General features: G+C 59.5%; 18 protein-coding genes. 9 read left to right on the plus strand and 9 right to left on the minus strand.

Annotated elements, in window-relative coordinates; all coding sequences use genetic code 11:
• Positions 1–73: 73 nt before the first annotated feature.
• Positions 74–511 (plus strand): VOC family protein, encoded by a 438-nt coding sequence (locus ABOK31_RS20080; protein WP_349960248.1) that lies wholly within the window; start codon positions 74–76, stop codon positions 509–511.
• Positions 512–652: 141 nt separating this feature from the next.
• Here ABOK31_RS20080 and ABOK31_RS20085 read toward each other — a convergent pair whose 3' ends face one another.
• The gene (locus ABOK31_RS20085) at positions 653–1024 is read right to left on the minus strand and encodes a hypothetical protein (RefSeq protein WP_349960250.1); all 372 of its coding nucleotides are present in this window, start codon (positions 1022–1024) and stop codon (positions 653–655) included.
• Positions 1025–1159: 135 nt separating this feature from the next.
• Positions 1160–1774 carry a glutathione S-transferase gene (locus tag ABOK31_RS20090; protein ID WP_349960252.1) on the minus strand — a complete coding sequence of 205 codons (615 nt, stop codon included), beginning with the start codon at positions 1772–1774 and terminating at the stop codon, positions 1160–1162.
• A 68-nt stretch (positions 1775–1842) separates the two neighbouring features.
• Here ABOK31_RS20090 and ftrA point away from each other — a divergent pair, with 68 nt between their 5' ends.
• The gene (gene ftrA / locus ABOK31_RS20095; RefSeq protein WP_349960254.1) at positions 1843–2886 is read left to right on the plus strand and encodes a transcriptional regulator FtrA; all 1044 of its coding nucleotides are present in this window, start codon (positions 1843–1845) and stop codon (positions 2884–2886) included.
• 6 nt (positions 2887–2892) lie between these two features.
• Here ftrA and ABOK31_RS20100 read toward each other — a convergent pair whose 3' ends face one another.
• The 4 genes from ABOK31_RS20100 to ABOK31_RS20115 all read right to left on the minus strand — a co-directional run bounded on the left by ABOK31_RS20100 (position 2893) and on the right by ABOK31_RS20115 (position 6082).
• On the minus strand, positions 2893–3318 hold the full coding sequence (locus ABOK31_RS20100) for a hypothetical protein (RefSeq protein ID WP_234910337.1): 426 nt from the start codon (positions 3316–3318) through the stop codon (positions 2893–2895).
• 117 nt (positions 3319–3435) lie between these two features.
• Positions 3436–4260 carry a hypothetical protein gene (locus ABOK31_RS20105; RefSeq protein ID WP_174180963.1) on the minus strand — a complete coding sequence of 275 codons (825 nt, stop codon included), beginning with the start codon at positions 4258–4260 and terminating at the stop codon, positions 3436–3438.
• A gap of 210 nt (positions 4261–4470) precedes the next feature.
• Positions 4471–4884 carry a hypothetical protein gene (locus ABOK31_RS20110; RefSeq protein WP_349960256.1) on the minus strand — a complete coding sequence of 138 codons (414 nt, stop codon included), beginning with the start codon at positions 4882–4884 and terminating at the stop codon, positions 4471–4473.
• A 175-nt stretch (positions 4885–5059) separates the two neighbouring features.
• Positions 5060–6082, minus strand: coding sequence for a LacI family DNA-binding transcriptional regulator (locus ABOK31_RS20115; protein ID WP_349960258.1), 1023 nt, complete (start codon positions 6080–6082; stop codon positions 5060–5062).
• Positions 6083–6250: 168 nt separating this feature from the next.
• On the opposite strand from ABOK31_RS20115, the gene ltnD reads away from it, so the two are divergent.
• The 6 genes from ltnD to ABOK31_RS20145 all read left to right on the plus strand — a co-directional run bounded on the left by ltnD (position 6251) and on the right by ABOK31_RS20145 (position 11710).
• Positions 6251–7159, plus strand: coding sequence for an L-threonate dehydrogenase (gene ltnD, locus ABOK31_RS20120; RefSeq protein WP_349960260.1), 909 nt, complete (start codon positions 6251–6253; stop codon positions 7157–7159).
• A gap of 3 nt (positions 7160–7162) precedes the next feature.
• On the plus strand, positions 7163–8437 hold the full coding sequence (otnK, locus tag ABOK31_RS20125; protein ID WP_349960261.1) for a 3-oxo-tetronate kinase: 1275 nt from the start codon (positions 7163–7165) through the stop codon (positions 8435–8437).
• On the plus strand, positions 8434–9084 hold the full coding sequence (gene otnC / locus ABOK31_RS20130) for a 3-oxo-tetronate 4-phosphate decarboxylase (RefSeq protein WP_349960263.1): 651 nt from the start codon (positions 8434–8436) through the stop codon (positions 9082–9084). Before otnK ends, otnC begins: the two co-directional genes overlap by 4 nt.
• Positions 9085–9086: 2 nt before the next feature.
• Complete coding sequence (locus ABOK31_RS20135; protein WP_349960265.1) at positions 9087–9851, plus strand: TIM barrel protein; 765 nt, start codon at positions 9087–9089, stop codon at positions 9849–9851.
• A gap of 99 nt (positions 9852–9950) precedes the next feature.
• Positions 9951–10937 (plus strand): D-erythronate dehydrogenase, encoded by a 987-nt coding sequence (denD, locus tag ABOK31_RS20140; RefSeq protein WP_349960267.1) that lies wholly within the window; start codon positions 9951–9953, stop codon positions 10935–10937.
• The gene (locus ABOK31_RS20145) at positions 10934–11710 is read left to right on the plus strand and encodes an SDR family oxidoreductase (protein WP_349960269.1); all 777 of its coding nucleotides are present in this window, start codon (positions 10934–10936) and stop codon (positions 11708–11710) included. Before denD ends, ABOK31_RS20145 begins: the two co-directional genes overlap by 4 nt.
• A gap of 55 nt (positions 11711–11765) precedes the next feature.
• Here ABOK31_RS20145 and ABOK31_RS20150 read toward each other — a convergent pair whose 3' ends face one another.
• Together ABOK31_RS20150 and ABOK31_RS20155 are read right to left on the minus strand one after the other, a co-directional pair.
• The gene (locus tag ABOK31_RS20150) at positions 11766–12728 is read right to left on the minus strand and encodes a trypsin-like peptidase domain-containing protein (RefSeq protein ID WP_349960270.1); all 963 of its coding nucleotides are present in this window, start codon (positions 12726–12728) and stop codon (positions 11766–11768) included.
• A 172-nt stretch (positions 12729–12900) separates the two neighbouring features.
• Positions 12901–13383: a MarR family transcriptional regulator gene (locus ABOK31_RS20155; RefSeq protein WP_234910338.1), complete on the minus strand. Its 483-nt coding sequence runs from the start codon at positions 13381–13383 to the stop codon at positions 12901–12903.
• 39 nt (positions 13384–13422) lie between these two features.
• On the opposite strand from ABOK31_RS20155, the gene ABOK31_RS20160 reads away from it, so the two are divergent.
• Positions 13423–14700: an FAD-dependent monooxygenase gene (locus ABOK31_RS20160; RefSeq protein ID WP_349960272.1), complete on the plus strand. Its 1278-nt coding sequence runs from the start codon at positions 13423–13425 to the stop codon at positions 14698–14700.
• Positions 14701–14958: 258 nt separating this feature from the next.
• Here the strand turns inward: ABOK31_RS20160 and ABOK31_RS20165 are convergent, their stop codons facing one another.
• Complete coding sequence (locus tag ABOK31_RS20165) at positions 14959–15903, minus strand: hypothetical protein (protein ID WP_349960274.1); 945 nt, start codon at positions 15901–15903, stop codon at positions 14959–14961.
• Between the last annotated feature and the right edge of the window lie 246 nt (positions 15904–16149).

Consider the following 16149-nt stretch of genomic DNA (forward strand, 5'->3'; position numbering starts at 1 on the left):
ATTCGGCGAACGGTAAGCATGCCTCCTTCATGTCGCACGCCGTCCAGCTAAGATTTGAAGAAAGCGAGACACCATGAAGGTCAGGCAGCATCTCTGGTTTCGGCATGACATGGAAAAAGCGATCGAACTCTATACGACGCTCATCCCTGGTTCGGCATCCGGATGGATCTCGAACATACTAACCGACCAACCGAATGGGCCGGCGGGCAGCGTAAAGTTTGCTGGCTTCAAACTCGGAAACCGCTCCTATATGGGATTCGAGGCCGGACCATTCGATCGCTTGGAGCATAGTTCTTCCATCACCATCGAGTGTGCAACGGAAGACGAGGCGAACCGTTTGCGTCATGCACTGGGAAAGGATTGCCCGGATGATCGCGGCGGAGTGAGAGATCCTTGGGGCATATATTGGCAATTCCGGGTCAAGTCACGGAATACCGACGTCGGAACATCTGCCAAATCTCAATCTGAACGCGGCGTCGTTGCCGCAAAATCGCAACCCGCCGCAGCCTGAAAGGGCGAGCGGCGCCGGATCATCATAAAGTCTGACAGTAGCGGCAAACGCGTCCCTTTCAGCCAGTCGAAAGCATGCGCTGCCGTGATGCAGGCGGAGGCCGAACCACACTCGGCTTCCGCTTATGCGCCATTTTGAGCGTCAGCCGATAACCGGGCAGCCGCGTCGATTGCCGAAGACCATGCGGTCGGGGCCGCCATCGTTCCAGCCGCGAACGACGATGCGCCGTCCGTTGCTGTCGATCGAATCGATGCGACGGAAGCCTTCCGCCCGTGCGGCGCGCATGAGATCGCGTCTGTCGCAGCCCCGATCACGATCACGATCCCAGCCTCTGTCACGGTCCCAGCCACGCGGCGGACCTCTCCAGTCCCGACCCTGGTCACGCTGCCAGGGTGGCGGTGCATCACCATCATCGCCGCCGTAATACTGCGCCGAAGCGACAGACGTCATCAGTTGCAACGCGGCCAATCCGACTACGGCAACACGCGAAATCCGTACCAAACCTTGAAGCATTTCCCTTACCCCCATTTCCTGTCCTGTAGACGAGGATAGAGATACGCCGATTCGCATGAACTCTGCCTGAACGCGGCCGGAGCCAGATTGAGCGCCGCGCTGCGGCAAGATCGCAGCGCTTCTGCACGACATGCCTCAGCTGAAGGGAAAGGCACGAAACTCATCACTCTCCTCGGCGCGGGCCGACAGCGCATGAAGGCGCGGACAAGCCCTGACATCGAGGGCATCGGGTAGCATCTCGCGCGTGAAGCGAAGCGCGACGGCACTGGTGATATCCGCCTGGAGCGGCCGTGTACCGAAAAGCCAGGAATCGGCCTGCGGCATCTCCACCTCCAGCAGGCGATATGCCGCGGCAAGCTGGCTATGAACCCGATCGAGCCAAGGCTGATGCTGCTTTTCCATGGGGCGCAGATTATGCTCATAGACGATCTGAACCGTCTTTTCACACGCCGCCAGTGCAAGACCGATGATCCGCAGAGACCGAGCATGAGCCCGCGGATCGAGGGGCATGAGGCTATGTCCGGGCACAGCAATGCGTTCGGCATGCTCAAGCATAAGGCTCGAATCCATCAAGACGATTCCATCATCGGTGACGAGTGACGGGGCTTTCACGACGGGATTGATATCAGCAAAAGCATCGAAGGCGCTGAAAACAGAAAGCGGCTCATGCACGAATGCTATATCGAGCGCGCGTAGCGAGATCGCCACGCGCCTGACAAAAGGCGAATCCAGCATTCCGATCAGTCTCATCTCCACCACCGTCTCTTTCTTTGTACAGGCGCATGAAGCGCGCCGCGATCCGATGAGGAATAGTAGTCGTGGGCGAACGGCTGTTGCCAGTGGCCGAAAAAGCCATTACCGCAAGGATCATGCCAAAGAATGCCAATCCGCTTGTCGTCATCGCCGCCTATGACCAGCTCTGCACGTTCGAATTCGGATGCGCCTTCGAAGTGTTCGGATTGTCGCGGCCGGAAATGGGTTCGGGCTGGTATCGCTGCATGACCGCGGCAGTGGAACCCGGACCCATTCGGGGCGCCGGCGGCCTTACGGTCAATTCTGACGGCGGCCTTGAGCTGTTCGATCAGGCCGATACGATCGTCATACCGGGTTGGCGCGGGCCGGATGCCACTGCTCCCGAGCCGCTTCTAAAAGCACTGCGGAAAGCTCACGCCAACGGGAGCAGGCTGGTGTCGATCTGCGGAGGCGCCTTTGTGCTGGCTCAAACCGGCCTGCTGTCGGGCAGACGCGCCACCACCCACTGGCATCATGCCGGGAACCTTGCTGCCGCCTATCCGGAAATCGATGTCGAGCCGCATTCCCTCTATGTCGACGAAGGCGACATATTGACATCGGCCGGCAGCGCTGCCGGGCTCGACCTTTGCATTCATGTCGTGCGCAAGGATTTTGGCGCCAAGGCAGCCAACAGCGTGGCCCGGCGCCTAGTCGCCGCCGCCCATCGCGAAGGCGGTCAAATGCAGTTCATCGAGCGGCCTGTCGCAGGGCGTGGTGCCACGCGGCTCTCTACGCTGCTGGATGTGATCCGGGGAGATCTCGCACAACAATGGAGCGTCCAGCGCATGGCGGAAGAAGCCTGCGTAAGCGTGCGAAGCCTGCATCGCCACATTCACGAAGCGATGGGGATCGCACCGGGGGAATGGCTTCAGAACGAACGTCTCGCCCGAGCGCGCGAACTTTTGGAAGAAACAAGCCTTCCCATTTCGGTCATCGCGATGCATGTCGGTCTGGGAAGCGCCGCAAACTTTCGTCATCATTTTCGCGCAAGCGTCGGATTGTCACCGACGGCCTATCGATCACGATTCCGCAGCATCGGTGGCGATCAAGAACCCCGTGCGTTCGCCTGAACGAATCTATCGTGATTTGGAACCTTTGGAGATGTAAGTTCTGCCCCCGGCTGCGCGGCGAGGACGCGGCATCGCCTGCGAGAGCCGGCCTCCGCCGTGCCAGTCTGTGATTGCCGAATGGACGGATTGGGATAGGAGCATCGCCCCCGCCAGACAATAGAGCAGCACGATGATGGCTGCCTCGACGATCAGAGGCAAAAATGCAAAGCGAGCGCCTGAGCTTTCTTCCTCTTCAGGAAGCAGATCGGGCAAGCCGAGGATCATCGCCATCACCGGCGAGGCAAGGATAGCGACGAAAGCGACACCATGAATCCAGAGGCGAAACCGAGGTAATTTCCCCGCCACCCAAAAGGCCAGAAGCGGAGCGCCTATATTGCAGATCAAGCCAAGTGAAACAGCGATCTCTGTCGGCAGGATCGAATCGTCGTGCATGAATTCCCAATCCCTCAATGCTACTCAGATTAGTACCACGCACCCTAAAAGACAACTTGATCGTCTGTGCTGCCACCCCACAGACACGGGATTTTCACTGCCGCAAATGGTCGGAAATCATTGCCACCACGGCTCGCGGCGATGCCATTTGAGATCGCGCCGGCGGCTCCTTCCGGCAGCCTTCCTATCGCCTTTCAGATGATCCAGATAAGCGCCCAAGACGCTGTTGATGAAGACATGGGTTTTCGTCAGACGCGAGCCGAGCCGCCTGAATCTGGCTTCCTTGTCTCGCTCCATCTGCTGGAGCACTTTCCAGAAAACGAAGCTGTCATGACTTTCCTTCATCGTCAGGAAATAGCCGGAGGAATAAGCCCCTTCGAAACGGTCGATAAAGGTCAATATCGCGGGATGACGCAGGTTGTACCCCACCCATCCGCACTCAGGATAGATTCTCCTGTTCAGATAGGTGGCAAGCTGATTTCCACGCGGCGCGATCCTGTCGAGAAAACTCTTCGGAATGGCTCTATGGGTCACAGTATCCGCATCGAGCCATATCAGCTGGTCGACCATGTTGTGATAGCGTCTGACGGCATCGGCAACAGCAAAGACCTTGTTGGAAAAGCGCACGGCGTCCCAGCGAAAATCACGCACCAATCCATTGCGTGACGGAATACATCCATTTGCCTGCGGATTGTCACCATGGGCCTCGCGAAAGTCGCGCAGTCGAGACAGAGCCTTGCAATGGTCGAACACCAGAAGACGGCGGTCCTTCTCCTCGATTTCGACATCCTCGGCATAGACGACCAGAGAAACATCTTTCGGCCAGCAAGCAAGGAAGGTCTCGATGCATTTCTTTCCGTAGTCGCGATAACCTTTTTCATTGAAGGTGGTGACAACGATATGGCTCAACTCTTCCCGTCGCCACGGATTGGTAAGGAACATCGATAATCGGACTCCGCGATAAGAAAACTGTCGGCCGGTCTATCCGATCGTTTTGCTCTGCCGGTTTCCGAATGTTTCCAGACCGTGAATTTTTCGGGAAATCTTATTGCCAAGCTTAGGCTTACAGTTGTCCGACGCCATCATGCAGACATCGAGGCCCAACTGACCAAGGCTGAAATGCCGTCAAATTCATCGCCGGCAATCGCCGGTCTATTTGATGGTGAAATCGGTCGTTTCCATCACTTTGCCGTTGACGGAAAAAACGATCTCGTAGCTCCCGACGGGCCAACCATTGTTCGGTTTCGTCATCGCGGATTTTACGCTGTTGATCATATATCCAATATGCAGATCGACACTGTCGATCTTGTAATTCGGCGGCGCCGCTCCGCCGGTGTCGACGGCAATCCATGCGATATTGACATCACTCCACAACGGTACGTCCTTCGTAAGGTGAGCTGAAACAAAGATCTTCGGCGTATCGGGAGCAAAGCTGTTTTGCGCAACATCCGAACCCTCCTTGGTCGAAACGACGATATCTTTGAAGCCGGCAGCCCATACACCCGAGGAAATCGCGGATATGGCACTGACGGCACAAGCGAAAATCACAGCCTGGGGGAATCGCATTCTCGAAAATCCTTTGCTTGAGAAGGGCACATCGTGCCGAACGAAAGAGACGGTCACAGCGGGCCGCTGTTTCCGAGTTCAAGCAATCAACGAAAGGGATATTGGCCTCCACCGCGCGCTGGCAAGGTTTGGACTTTCATCGCGCCGTCGGAAGAGAGGAATTATGATAGAGATATCAAGAAGCGCCGCCAGCCACCTCATAGCCATCAATTCCCACGATTGTCGGCTTGAACGCTATGGTTTTCCGCATCGCATCCCGGTTGGTCACGACCGCATCGCGCACCAATTGCGCCGCAACCTCACCGATGGCGCGCCTGGGCGAGCGCGACGTTGCGATCGGCGCGGGCAACGAGCTGACCAGATCCAGTCCGTTGAAGCCGGCAATCAGGATCTTCTCAGGAACTGCAACGCCCAATTCCATGCAGGAAAATAGCCCGCCACTCGCCATGTCGTCATTGGAGTAATAGATGCAATCGAGATCCGGCACCGTCGCGAGCATGGCCATCGTCAGCTGTTTTCCAAGCGCAATCGAGGAAAAGGCATCATCGATCCGCTGCTCGGCAAACCCCAGACCATGGGCATGCAGGACGCGTTCGAAGCCGGCCTTGCGCTTGCCCGCGCGCAGATCCTGCGCCAAAGCACTGCCGACATAGCCGAACCGCCTTCGCCCAGCCGCAATTAGCGCTTCGGCCATATCCTCTCCCGCCGCACCATGGGACAATCCGACATTGAAATCGATCGGCGTGCCGTCGAGATCCATGAGCTGGATGACCGGAATATTGGCGTGGCGGAGCAGCTCCACCGTCTCTTCCGGCTGATCGAGCCCGGTGACGATGATGGCGCAGGGCTGCCAGGAGAGCATGTCACGGATGATCTCGCGCTCCTTGGCGACATCATAATCGGATATGCCAAAGACGGCCTGCATGCCGGAACCGTCAAGTCCGGCGGAAATGCCGGCAAGCACTTCCGGAAAGACGATGTTCGACATGCTGGGAACGACGACAGCGACCAGGTTGGTACGCTGCGAGGACAAGGAGAGCGCCAGCCTGTTGCCGACATAGTTCATCCGCGTCGCCGCCTCGATCACCCTGTCGCGCGTCTCGCTGGAGACGTCGGCAACGCCACGCAGGGCGCGCGATGCCGTCATCTTGCTGACGCCCGCTTCGATCGCGACTTCTTCCAGAGTGGGTTTGCGCATCCCCAAGCAACCCTCGATGAACCATGGCGGCTGGCACATTGCCGCTGTTCTTCATAGAATGTTTCCTTGAAAAGGCAAACATCCACCTCTTGACAATTACCGGGAAAATGAGGCTATGTTACCGATACCGGTATCGGTAACATAGCCAAAAATCACAGAGGTAACGCCGTGCAGAACACGAAGAAGGCCGCCGTCATCGGTCTGGGGTCCATGGGTTGGGGCGCTGCCCTATCCCTTCTGAAAGCGGATTTTGCCGTCTGCGGCTGCGATGTTCGCAGCGAGGTCCTCGCCCGCTTCGCCGAAAGCGGCGGCACGCCCTGCACGACGCCGGCATCCGCCGCCAAGGACGCTGACGTGATCCTTGTCTATGTCGTCAACAGCAAACAGGTCGAAGACGTGCTTTTCGGGCAGAACGGTGCGCTAGAAACCGCTCGTCCCGCGACCACATTCCTGCTCTGCACAACCATGGCGCCGAGTGCGACGACAGCCATTGCCGAAAGGCTTGAGGCAGCAGGCATGTTCGTCATCGATGCCCCCGTTTCCGGCGGCCATGTCCGCGCGCTTGCGGGCGAGATCACCGTCATGGCATCCGGCATGCCCGAAGCCTTCGATAAGGCATCGGCGGTGCTCGACGCCATCTCGGCCAAGGTATTCCGGCTGGGGGATCGCCCCGGCGCCGGCTCGCAAGTCAAGATGATCAACCAGCTGCTGGCCGGCGTGCACATCGCCGCAACGGCCGAGGCCATGACGCTTGCCGCCAAGGCCGGGATCGATCTGAAAACGCTCTATGACGTGATCTGCGTATCCGCCGGCTCGTCCTGGATGTTCGAGAATCGCGGCGAGCACATCGTATCCGGCGATTATACGCCGCGTTCGGCGGTCAACATCTTCGTCAAGGACCTTGGCATCGTGACCTCGGAGGCCGGCAGAGCCGGAGCCGTTACCCCCCTCGCCGCAACAGCGCTCGAGCTCTTCGGTGAAGCATCGCAAGCGGGTCTCGGTCTTGAAGACGACGCCGCCGTTGCAAAGATTCTGGCCGCCAAGAGCGGCGCCAGCCTGCCGGGTGTGAAGGACTAGACAATGGCACTTCTGCTTGGCTGCATCGCGGATGACTTTACCGGGGCGACCGATCTTGCCGCGCTGCTCGCGCGCAGCGGATTGCCCGTTTCGTTGCGGATCGGCATACCGCAGGAAAAACGCGATCGAAGCGAAACGGCGGCCTTCGAGGTCATCGCCCTCAAATGCCGGACGTCGCCGGTCGATATCGCCGTCAAACAAGCCCGGCAAGCGCTTGACTGGCTGAAAGAAGCCGGTGCGAACCGCTTCTTCTGGAAGTACTGCTCGACATTCGACAGCACGGCCGAAGGCAATATCGGTCCGATCGCGGATATGCTGATCGCCGAGACCGGTGCGACCCAGACGATTTATTGCCCAGCCTTTCCGGAAAACGGCCGCAGCGTCTTCATGGGTCATCTCTTCGTCGGCGAGCACCTTCTGTCGGAAAGCCCGATGAAGGACCATCCGCTGACGCCGATGCGCGATTCCAGCCTTGCGCGGCTCTTGACGCCGCAGGTGGCCGGCACAGTCGGCCTTGCCAACCGCAACGTCGTCTCAAAGGGTGCGGCAGCGCTGAAAGCACGGCTGGAGCAATTAGGCAGCGAGGGCATCCGGCATGTGATCGTCGATGCCGTTTGTGACGATGATCTCCGTACAATCGCCGCGGCATCCTTTGATATGCCGCTGCTGACGGGCGGCAGCGCGATTGCCGGCCAGCTTCCGCGATTCTACATGGAGCAGGGTCTCGTCAGCCTCTCCGAACATCGACAGGCACTGCCAAAGGTCGCCGGCGGCTCGATCGTCCTATCCGGCAGCTGCTCTGCCATGACACGTCGGCAGGTTGCCAATTATGCCGACGAAGTCGTCAGCCTGCGGCTCGATCCGATCACGCTTGCACAGGAAGGCCCCGACACTGCACTGGAGTGGCTGCGTCGGCAATCTCCCGACGCGCCAAAGCTCATCTATGCCACCGCCGAGCCCGACGAAGTACGGCAAGCTCAGGAGCAACTGGGTAGGGACAAGGCTGGGCAGGTCGTCGAGGACGCCTTGTCCGAGATTGCCCGCGCCGCCTTCGATCGCGGCACGCGCCGTTTCGTCGTTGCCGGTGGAGAAACTTCCGGTGCGATTACACAGGCGCTCGGCGTAACACATCTGGCGATCGGCCCGGAGATAGCGCCTGGCGTTCCCTGGACATTTGCGACGGTGGACGGAGAACAAATTGCACTCGCCCTGAAATCAGGCAACTTCGGCGGCGAAGGCTTCTTTACTGATGCCTTTGATCGATTGGAGGCCGCATGAGCGAAGAAGCCGCATTGCGCGAACAGATATGTGTGATGGCCAAGTCGCTCTACGATCGTGGCCTGACGGCCGGCTCCTCCGGCAATATTTCAGCGCGCCTTACCGACGGGCGCCTGCTGGTGACGCCGACGGGCAGTTCCTTCGGACGCCTCGATCCCGCACGCCTGTCCCTGTTCGACAGCCACGGACGCCTGATTGGTGGCGACAAGCCGACGAAGGAAATGCCGCTGCATGCGGCCTTCTACGAGACGCGGCCGAAAAAGACCGGCGCCGTCGTGCATCTCCACTCCAGTCATTCGGTGGCGCTCTCGATTTTGCCTGATGTCGATGCCGACAACATGCTGCCGCCCCTGACAGCCTATTCGATCATGAAGCTCGGCAAAGTGAAGCTGCTGCCCTATTTCATGCCGGGCGACCCGGCCATGGGCGACGCCATCCGCGGCCTTGCCGGCAAGCGCAGTGCCGTGATGCTGGCAGCACATGGACCTGTCGTCTCGGCCAAGGATCTGGAAGCGGCTGTCTATGCGATAGAGGAACTGGAAGAGACGGCAAAACTTGCCATGCTGACGCGCGGGGCCAGTCCTTCGCTGCTGACGGACGCGCAAATCGCCGATCTCGTTCGCACCTATGACGTGGAGTGGGACTGAGCATGATGCGCTTTTCGGCCAATCTGGGGTTCCTGTGGCAGGAGCTTTCCCTCCCCGGCGCGATCCGTGCCGCCAAGGCTGCCGGCTTCGATGCCGTCGAATGCCACTATCCCTATGACACGCCCGCTGAAGCCGTCCTTCAGGCATTGCAGGAAACGGGCCTTGCCATGCTCGGCCTCAATACGGCTCGCGGCAATGTGGCGGCTGGCGACAACGGGCTTGCCGCCATTCCCGGGCGCGAAGATGAGGCCCGCCTGCTCATCGATCAGGCGATCGATTATGCGGCCGCCATCGGCACACGAAACGTGCATGTGATGGCGGGCAAGGCAGCCGGCGACGAGGCACGGTCCACCTTCATCGCCAATCTCCGCTATGCCTGCCAACGCGCCGGCAAGGTGGGAGCAACGGTGCTGATCGAGCCGCTCAACCATCGCGACGCGCCAGGCTACTTCCTGCGGACGGCCGATCAGGCGCTGGACATCATCGCTGCGGTCGGCGCGGACAACCTCAAACTGATGTTCGACTGCTATCACCTCCAGATCATGCAAGGCGATCTGACACACAGGCTGCAAACGCACATGGCGGCCATCGGTCATGTCCAGATCGCTTCCGTTCCGGACCGGCGCGAACCGGACCACGGGGAGATCGACTATCGTCACATTCTGCAGCTCTTGGAAAAGCTTGGTTATGATAGGCCGATCGGCGCGGAATATCGGCCGGCGACCACGACGGACGCAGGGCTTGCCTGGCTGCAAGCATTCAGGTGAGAGAACGGCCGGCATCCCCGATGCCTAAGGGCCTTTAAAGAGATTCACTCGGGAATTCTCCCGAACACTGATATCAGCCTATTGGGAGGAAAAGCCGATATGCATGTTTTGATCTTGGGCGCTGCGGGCATGGTTGGCCGCAAGCTTGTCAACCGCATTGCCGCCGAGCCGAAAGTTTTCGGCAAGACCATCGATCGCCTGACGCTGGTCGATGCCTTCCAGCCGCCGGTGCCGGAAGCGCTTGCCTCCGTATCGAAGGCCCTGACGGTCGACCTCGCGACTTCAGGCGTTGCAGAAAAGCTCATCGAAGATCGCCCGGATATGATCTTCCATCTTGCTGCCATCGTCTCCGGCGAAGCCGAGGCCGACTTTGACAAGGGCTATGCCGTCAATCTTGACGGCACGCGGGCCCTCTTCGAAGCTATTCGCCAGCAGGGCCTGAAATCCGCCTATACCCCACGCGTCATCTTCGCCTCCTCCATCGCCGTGTTCGGCACCCCCTTCCCTGAGGTTATCGGCGACGAATTCCTGACCGCGCCACTAACGAGCTACGGCACCCAGAAGGCGATTGCCGAACTCCTGCTCGCCGACTATTCACGCCGCGGCATTTTCGATGGCTTAGGCATCAGATTGCCGACCATCTGTGTTCGGCCCGGCGCCCCGAACAAGGCGGCCTCCGGCTTCTTTTCCAACATCCTGCGCGAACCACTTGTCGGCAGGCAAGCCATTCTGCCGGTCAGCGACACGGTACGACACTGGTTTGCGAGCCCGCGTTCGGCGGTCGGTTTCTTCGTGCATGCCGCAACGCTCGATACGGCGAAGGTGGGGCCGCGGCGCAATCTCACCATGCCCGGGCTCTCGGCGCTCGTTTCCGATGAGATCGATGCCTTGCGCCGTGTCGGCGGCGACAAGGCTGTTGCGCTTATCCGCCGGGAACCGGACCCGGTGATCGAGCGCATCGTTTCCGGCTGGGCGACGCAATTCGACGCCAGACGCGCGAGCGATCTCGGCTTCAAGGCTGAGCAGAGCTTTGACGAGATCGTGCAGGCACATATCGAAGACGAACTGGAAGGAAGAGTTGCATGACGGAGGTGTCAGCGCACACACAGACCACAACCGCATTGGTGACCGGCGGCGGCACAGGCATTGGCCGGGCCATCGCCAAGGCACTCGGCTCCGCGGGCTTCAAGGTCGTCATCTCGGGGCGGCGTTCGGACATTCTCGAAAAAGCCGCGCGCGAGCTCTCCGAAGAAACCGGGGCGGAATTTCTTGCGGTTGCGGCCGATGTTAGCGACCCCACGTCAGTTCGCGGCCTCTTCGATGCGATCTCCGACCGTTATGGCCGCCTCGACCTTCTGGTCAACAATGCCGGCATGGGCCTGCCGGCCGTGCCCATGGAAGAGCTGAGCTTCGAGCAATGGAACGCCATTCTCGGCGCGAACCTGACCGGTGCATTCCTGTGCACGCAGCAGGCCTTCCGCCTGATGAAAGCCCAGGTGCCGCAAGGCGGCCGCATCATCAACAACGGCTCGATCTCGGCAACCACGCCGCGGCCGCATTCGGCACCCTATACGGCCACGAAACACGCAATCACCGGCCTGACAAAATCGACGGCACTCGACGGCCGTCCCTTCGACATTGCCTGTGGCCAGATCGATATCGGCAACGCCGCCACCGACATGACGGCGAGAATGAGTGCCGGCGTATTGCAGGCAAGTGGCGAAACCGCAACCGAACCGACGATCTCGGCAGAGCATGTCGCCCGCGCAGTCGTCTACATGGCAACCCTGCCGCTTGATGCCAACGTTCTGTCGATGACTGTCATGGCGACAAAAATGCCGCTCGTCGGCAGAGGATGAGGTCTCGTCCGCAGCGTTGGTCGGGCGCTGCGGACCAGCTATATGGCTTATCGGCCTAGATGGCGGGCCGCGCCGAAGGCTTCACCTGCCTGCGCTCGATCAAACCGCCGACGCTGAAGATCAAGACCTCGATCTCCGTATCGATCTTGTCGCCATCAAGCAGCCGGACGACGTCGTCTATGCCTGATACCGGATGGCCGTCGATGGCAAGCAGGTAGTCGCCCTCCTGCAACCCGCCCTTTTCGGCCGGACTGTCCTTCTCGACGCGGCGCAGGCGCACCGCCGTCGAATGCGTAATGCCGGCCTCCAGCGCAATGCGCCGATGCAGCTCCACGGTATCGGCGGCGATGCCGATATAGGCGCGCCGGACATGACCGAAGCGCAGGATTTCGGACACCACATGCTTGGCGGTGTTCGAGGCGACCGAGAAAGCGATACTCTGCGCGCCCTGGATGACAGCCGTGTTGACGCCGATCACCTCACCCGCGGAAGAGACCAGCGGACCGCCCGAATTGCCGGGGTTGAGGGCTGCATCCGTCTGGATGATGTCTTCCATCAAGCGCCCGCTTGCCGCGCGCATCGACCTGCCAAGCGCCGAAACGATGCCGGCGGTCACGGTCCATTCGAAACCCAGCGGATTGCCGATGGCAATCGCGATATGGCCGCGTTTCAGCGACTTGGAATCGCCGAGCCTTGCCCAATTGCCCGGCCAGTCATTGGCACGAATGAGCGCAAGGTCGGTATCCGGATCGTGCCCGAGCACCCTTCCCTCGACGGTCGCCCCTTCCGGGGTCTTGATGCGCACGGCCTTGGCGTCGTCGACGACATGATTGTTTGTCACGACCAGACCGTCAGGCGAAATGGCAAAGCCGGAACCATGTCCGGCACGGCCGCCCAATCGCTCGATCCGGCTGACAGCCGGCCCGACGAGATCGACGGCACGCGATACCGATTGGGAATAGGCGTCCAGCAGCCCGGCATCGGATGACGGCTGGATGTCACGATCAATGAAGCCCATGAAAACTCCTCCGACGCGGACGCGTCGCTATGAGGACCGGCAGCAACTGTTGGGAGGCAGGAGGCTGTCAGTTCGACAGATTGAAGTAGTGACTATTCAAATGAGATGTCACCCTATCGAGTTCAAGGGCCGACTGAAGACACGCATTCAACCCACCTTTCGGTGACCGGAATCAGCTTTTGTCTTGCCGTAACAGCCGCTCGAGTTCCCGCTCCTGCATCTCGATGGCTTGCGTGATGAACCGCAAGACCACCTGTTTTTCCGTATCGGAAAACTGTTTGAGCATCTGCGTGCCGGCCTCTTCGATGGGGCCATAGGCTTCCCGTCCCAGCCTGATCGCCTTCTCGGACGGCGCAACCAGCACACGACGCCGGTCGTTCGGATCGGGAACGCGATGAAGAAGGCCCCGCGCTGAAAGGCGATCGATCAGCGCCGTAACCGAGGGAGGCGCCAGGCCGATAGCCTTGGCGACGGCGTTCGCAGGCTGCGGCGCGCGCATGATCACGCTGAGACAGCGCCGCTCGGCGCTGTTCAGCCCATGCAGCTTACCGAAGGTTTCGTCGAAGCTCTCCGTCGCCTCCTGCCAGCGCATGCAGGCGAGGCTGATGGCTTCCACGAGGTGGCGTTCATCTTCATTTGACTTTTGTTCGATCATCGAATAATTCATTTATCAAACTATTAGAAGGAAAAACCAATGTGCCCCATTGAAGACCGCGCTGCAACCATCAATCGAGCAGCAAGCCCGGAGGCGACGATCGGCATATGCGGTGCCGGCATTGGCGGGCTTGTGCTTGCGCTGCGGCTGGCAAGGCTCGGCTTTCGTCCGATACTGTTCGAAGCTCGCTCCAGAGAGGCCGCCTTGTCCGAAGGGGAGTTTCTGACGCTCGCATCCAACGGCATGAACGGGCTGCGGGCGGTGGACTGCTACGAAGAAGTATTGGGCCAGGGATTGGAGACCCGCGCCATCGAGCTCTGCAATGCGCGCGGCAAGAGGCTCGCCCTCGTCGACCAGAGCGACCATTTGGCGACATTCGGCACACCCGCCGTCACCATCAAGCGCGGCGTTCTGACCGGCATCCTGATCGAGAAATGCCAGGCCGACGGCATTGCCATGCAATTTGGCCGGCGTGTGACCAAGGTGGAAAATCATGCGCATGCCGTGACGCTCAACTTTTTCGAAGGGACCGGTCTTGCCGTTGACCTGCTTGTCGCCGCCGACGGACTGCGATCCTTCGTCCGCACACAAGCGTTTCCGGACTATCCCCTACCACAATTTACCGGCCTGATCGGCACCGGCGGCATCGTCGATGCGGACATCCCGGATACGGATGGCATAATGCGCATGACCTTCGGAGAGAAGGCCTTCTTCGGTTATATCAAAACGGCATCGCATCCCGTGTACTGGTTCGATTCCTTCCCAGCCGACACGCCTGATGCGGTCCGCTTCCTGGAACCAACGGCACTCGCCGCTCACGTTCGCCAGATGCATGCCGACGATCCCGAACCCAACAGATCGATCCTTCAGGCGGTCGGTAAGATCGAACGCAGCTATCCCATCTTCGACATGCCGCAACTGCCCGCCTGGTCAAGCGGTCGCATAGTGATGCTCGGCGACGCCGCACATGCGATCGGCCCACATGCCGGCCAAGGCGCATCGATGGCCATTGAAGATGCTGTTGTTCTGTCCGCCTGCCTGGCAGACACGCTCGACTATGGCGCTGCCTTTGCCCGTTACGAAGCCCTGCGACGCCCGCGTATTGCGCGCGTGGTGAAGCTCACCCGGCAAAATGCGTCGAGGAAGCGGAAAGACAGTCGGCTCAGCCTGTTTCTAAGGGACCTGCTTTTGCCCCTGTTCATTCCGATAAGCGTCAGGGCCGGTCGCAAACTATTTGCCTATCGCGTGGACCTCGAACCGTTGGGCACGAAAGACGGCGCGGAGTACGCCAAACAAAACCGGCAGGACGCGGCCTGAATAGCAATCTGGAGAACCCTTGAGCTACTTGGGCCGTCGAACTGACAGGGCATTTTGGTCCAAGCGGGGCCAAGACGGTACGAAAAACTTCTTCATATCCAAGACTCGCTTGGCGACGAGACACATGCAGCATCCCGTCGCCAATGCGCAGCGGCCATGGCCGTAGACGCCTGTTATCCAAAGTCCATACCAGCGCAGGACGCTATTACCTGAAGCGACAGTATGCGACGAAGCCTTGTGGTAGTCGGCTGGCTCAATTTAAGCCGAGGGGAGCGACCCACACCAGAGCCAACCATCGTCATTCCGACCCTGATGGAAGCAATAGAGCTGGCCGTTAAACTCCACCAGTGCCGGAGAGCCCGATATGCCATAGGCATTGTTGGAGCTTGGGATCAGCCGGTCGTTCGTCCAGGATTGCCCGTCGAAAGTGGCGCACCAGATCCAGCCGCTGTTACCACGGCCCTGGCGGGCGCAGTAGAGTTTGTTCTGGAAGCTTACCAGAGCCGGGGAATCGGAAACTCCATAGGCGTTGCCCGGCGTTGGAATGAGCTTGTCATCCGACCAGTTGCTGCCGTCAAACGTCGAGCACCAGACCCAGCCGCTGTCTTCCCTGCCCTGACGCGCGCAATAAAGCTTGCCGTTGTATACCGCGAGCGCCGGAGAGGCGGAAAGGCCATAGGCATTGTTGCTGTTCGGGATCAATTGATCCGACGACCAGGAGTTTCCGTCGAAAGTGGCGCACCACAGCCAACCGCTGTCACTGCGTCCTTGATGAACGCAATAGAGCTTGTCATTGAAGACCGCCAAGGCCGGCGAGCCGGAGATCCCATAGGCATCGTCCTTGTTCGGAATGAGCTGATCATCCGACCATGAATTGCCATCGAAAGTGGCGCACCAGATCCAACCGCTATTCCCGCGCCCCTGCCGGACGCAGTAAAGCTTGTCATTGAAGACCGCCAGGGCCGGCGAGCCGGAGATTCCATAGGCATTGTCGTCATTCTTGATGAGCTGATCCGCCGACCACGAATTGCCATCGAAAGTGGCACACCAGACCCAGCCGCTGCCGCCTCGTCCCTGGCGCACGCAATACAACTTATTCCTGTAAACTGCCACTGCAGGCGAGGCCGAGAGGCCGAAAGCATTCGATGAATCGGGAACCAGGGCATCGATGCCCCAATTGTCTGAACCAATAGGCGCGTTCATGTTTGCATCCTTTCAGGTTTGCCGGATTTTTTCAAAATCTTCCTGGATGGCTCAAACAAGCTTGAGCCATAGTTAAATAATCTCAGATGCTTATGTGCAATCTCGCTATAGTTCGAGATTGGCAATGCACGATCATCGCGAAACCGGGCGAGATGGAGACTAGAGAAGTTTCCTCACTCAGTCTGCGTCCATTTTTGATGATACTAAAATTCAGTAGATTCGAGAAAAATGAACGAAAAAGTTGAA

Origin of the sequence: Rhizobium sp. ZPR4, assembly GCF_040215725.1 — a bacterium.
Taxonomy (GTDB): Bacteria; Pseudomonadota; Alphaproteobacteria; order Rhizobiales; family Rhizobiaceae; genus Rhizobium; species Rhizobium rhizogenes_D.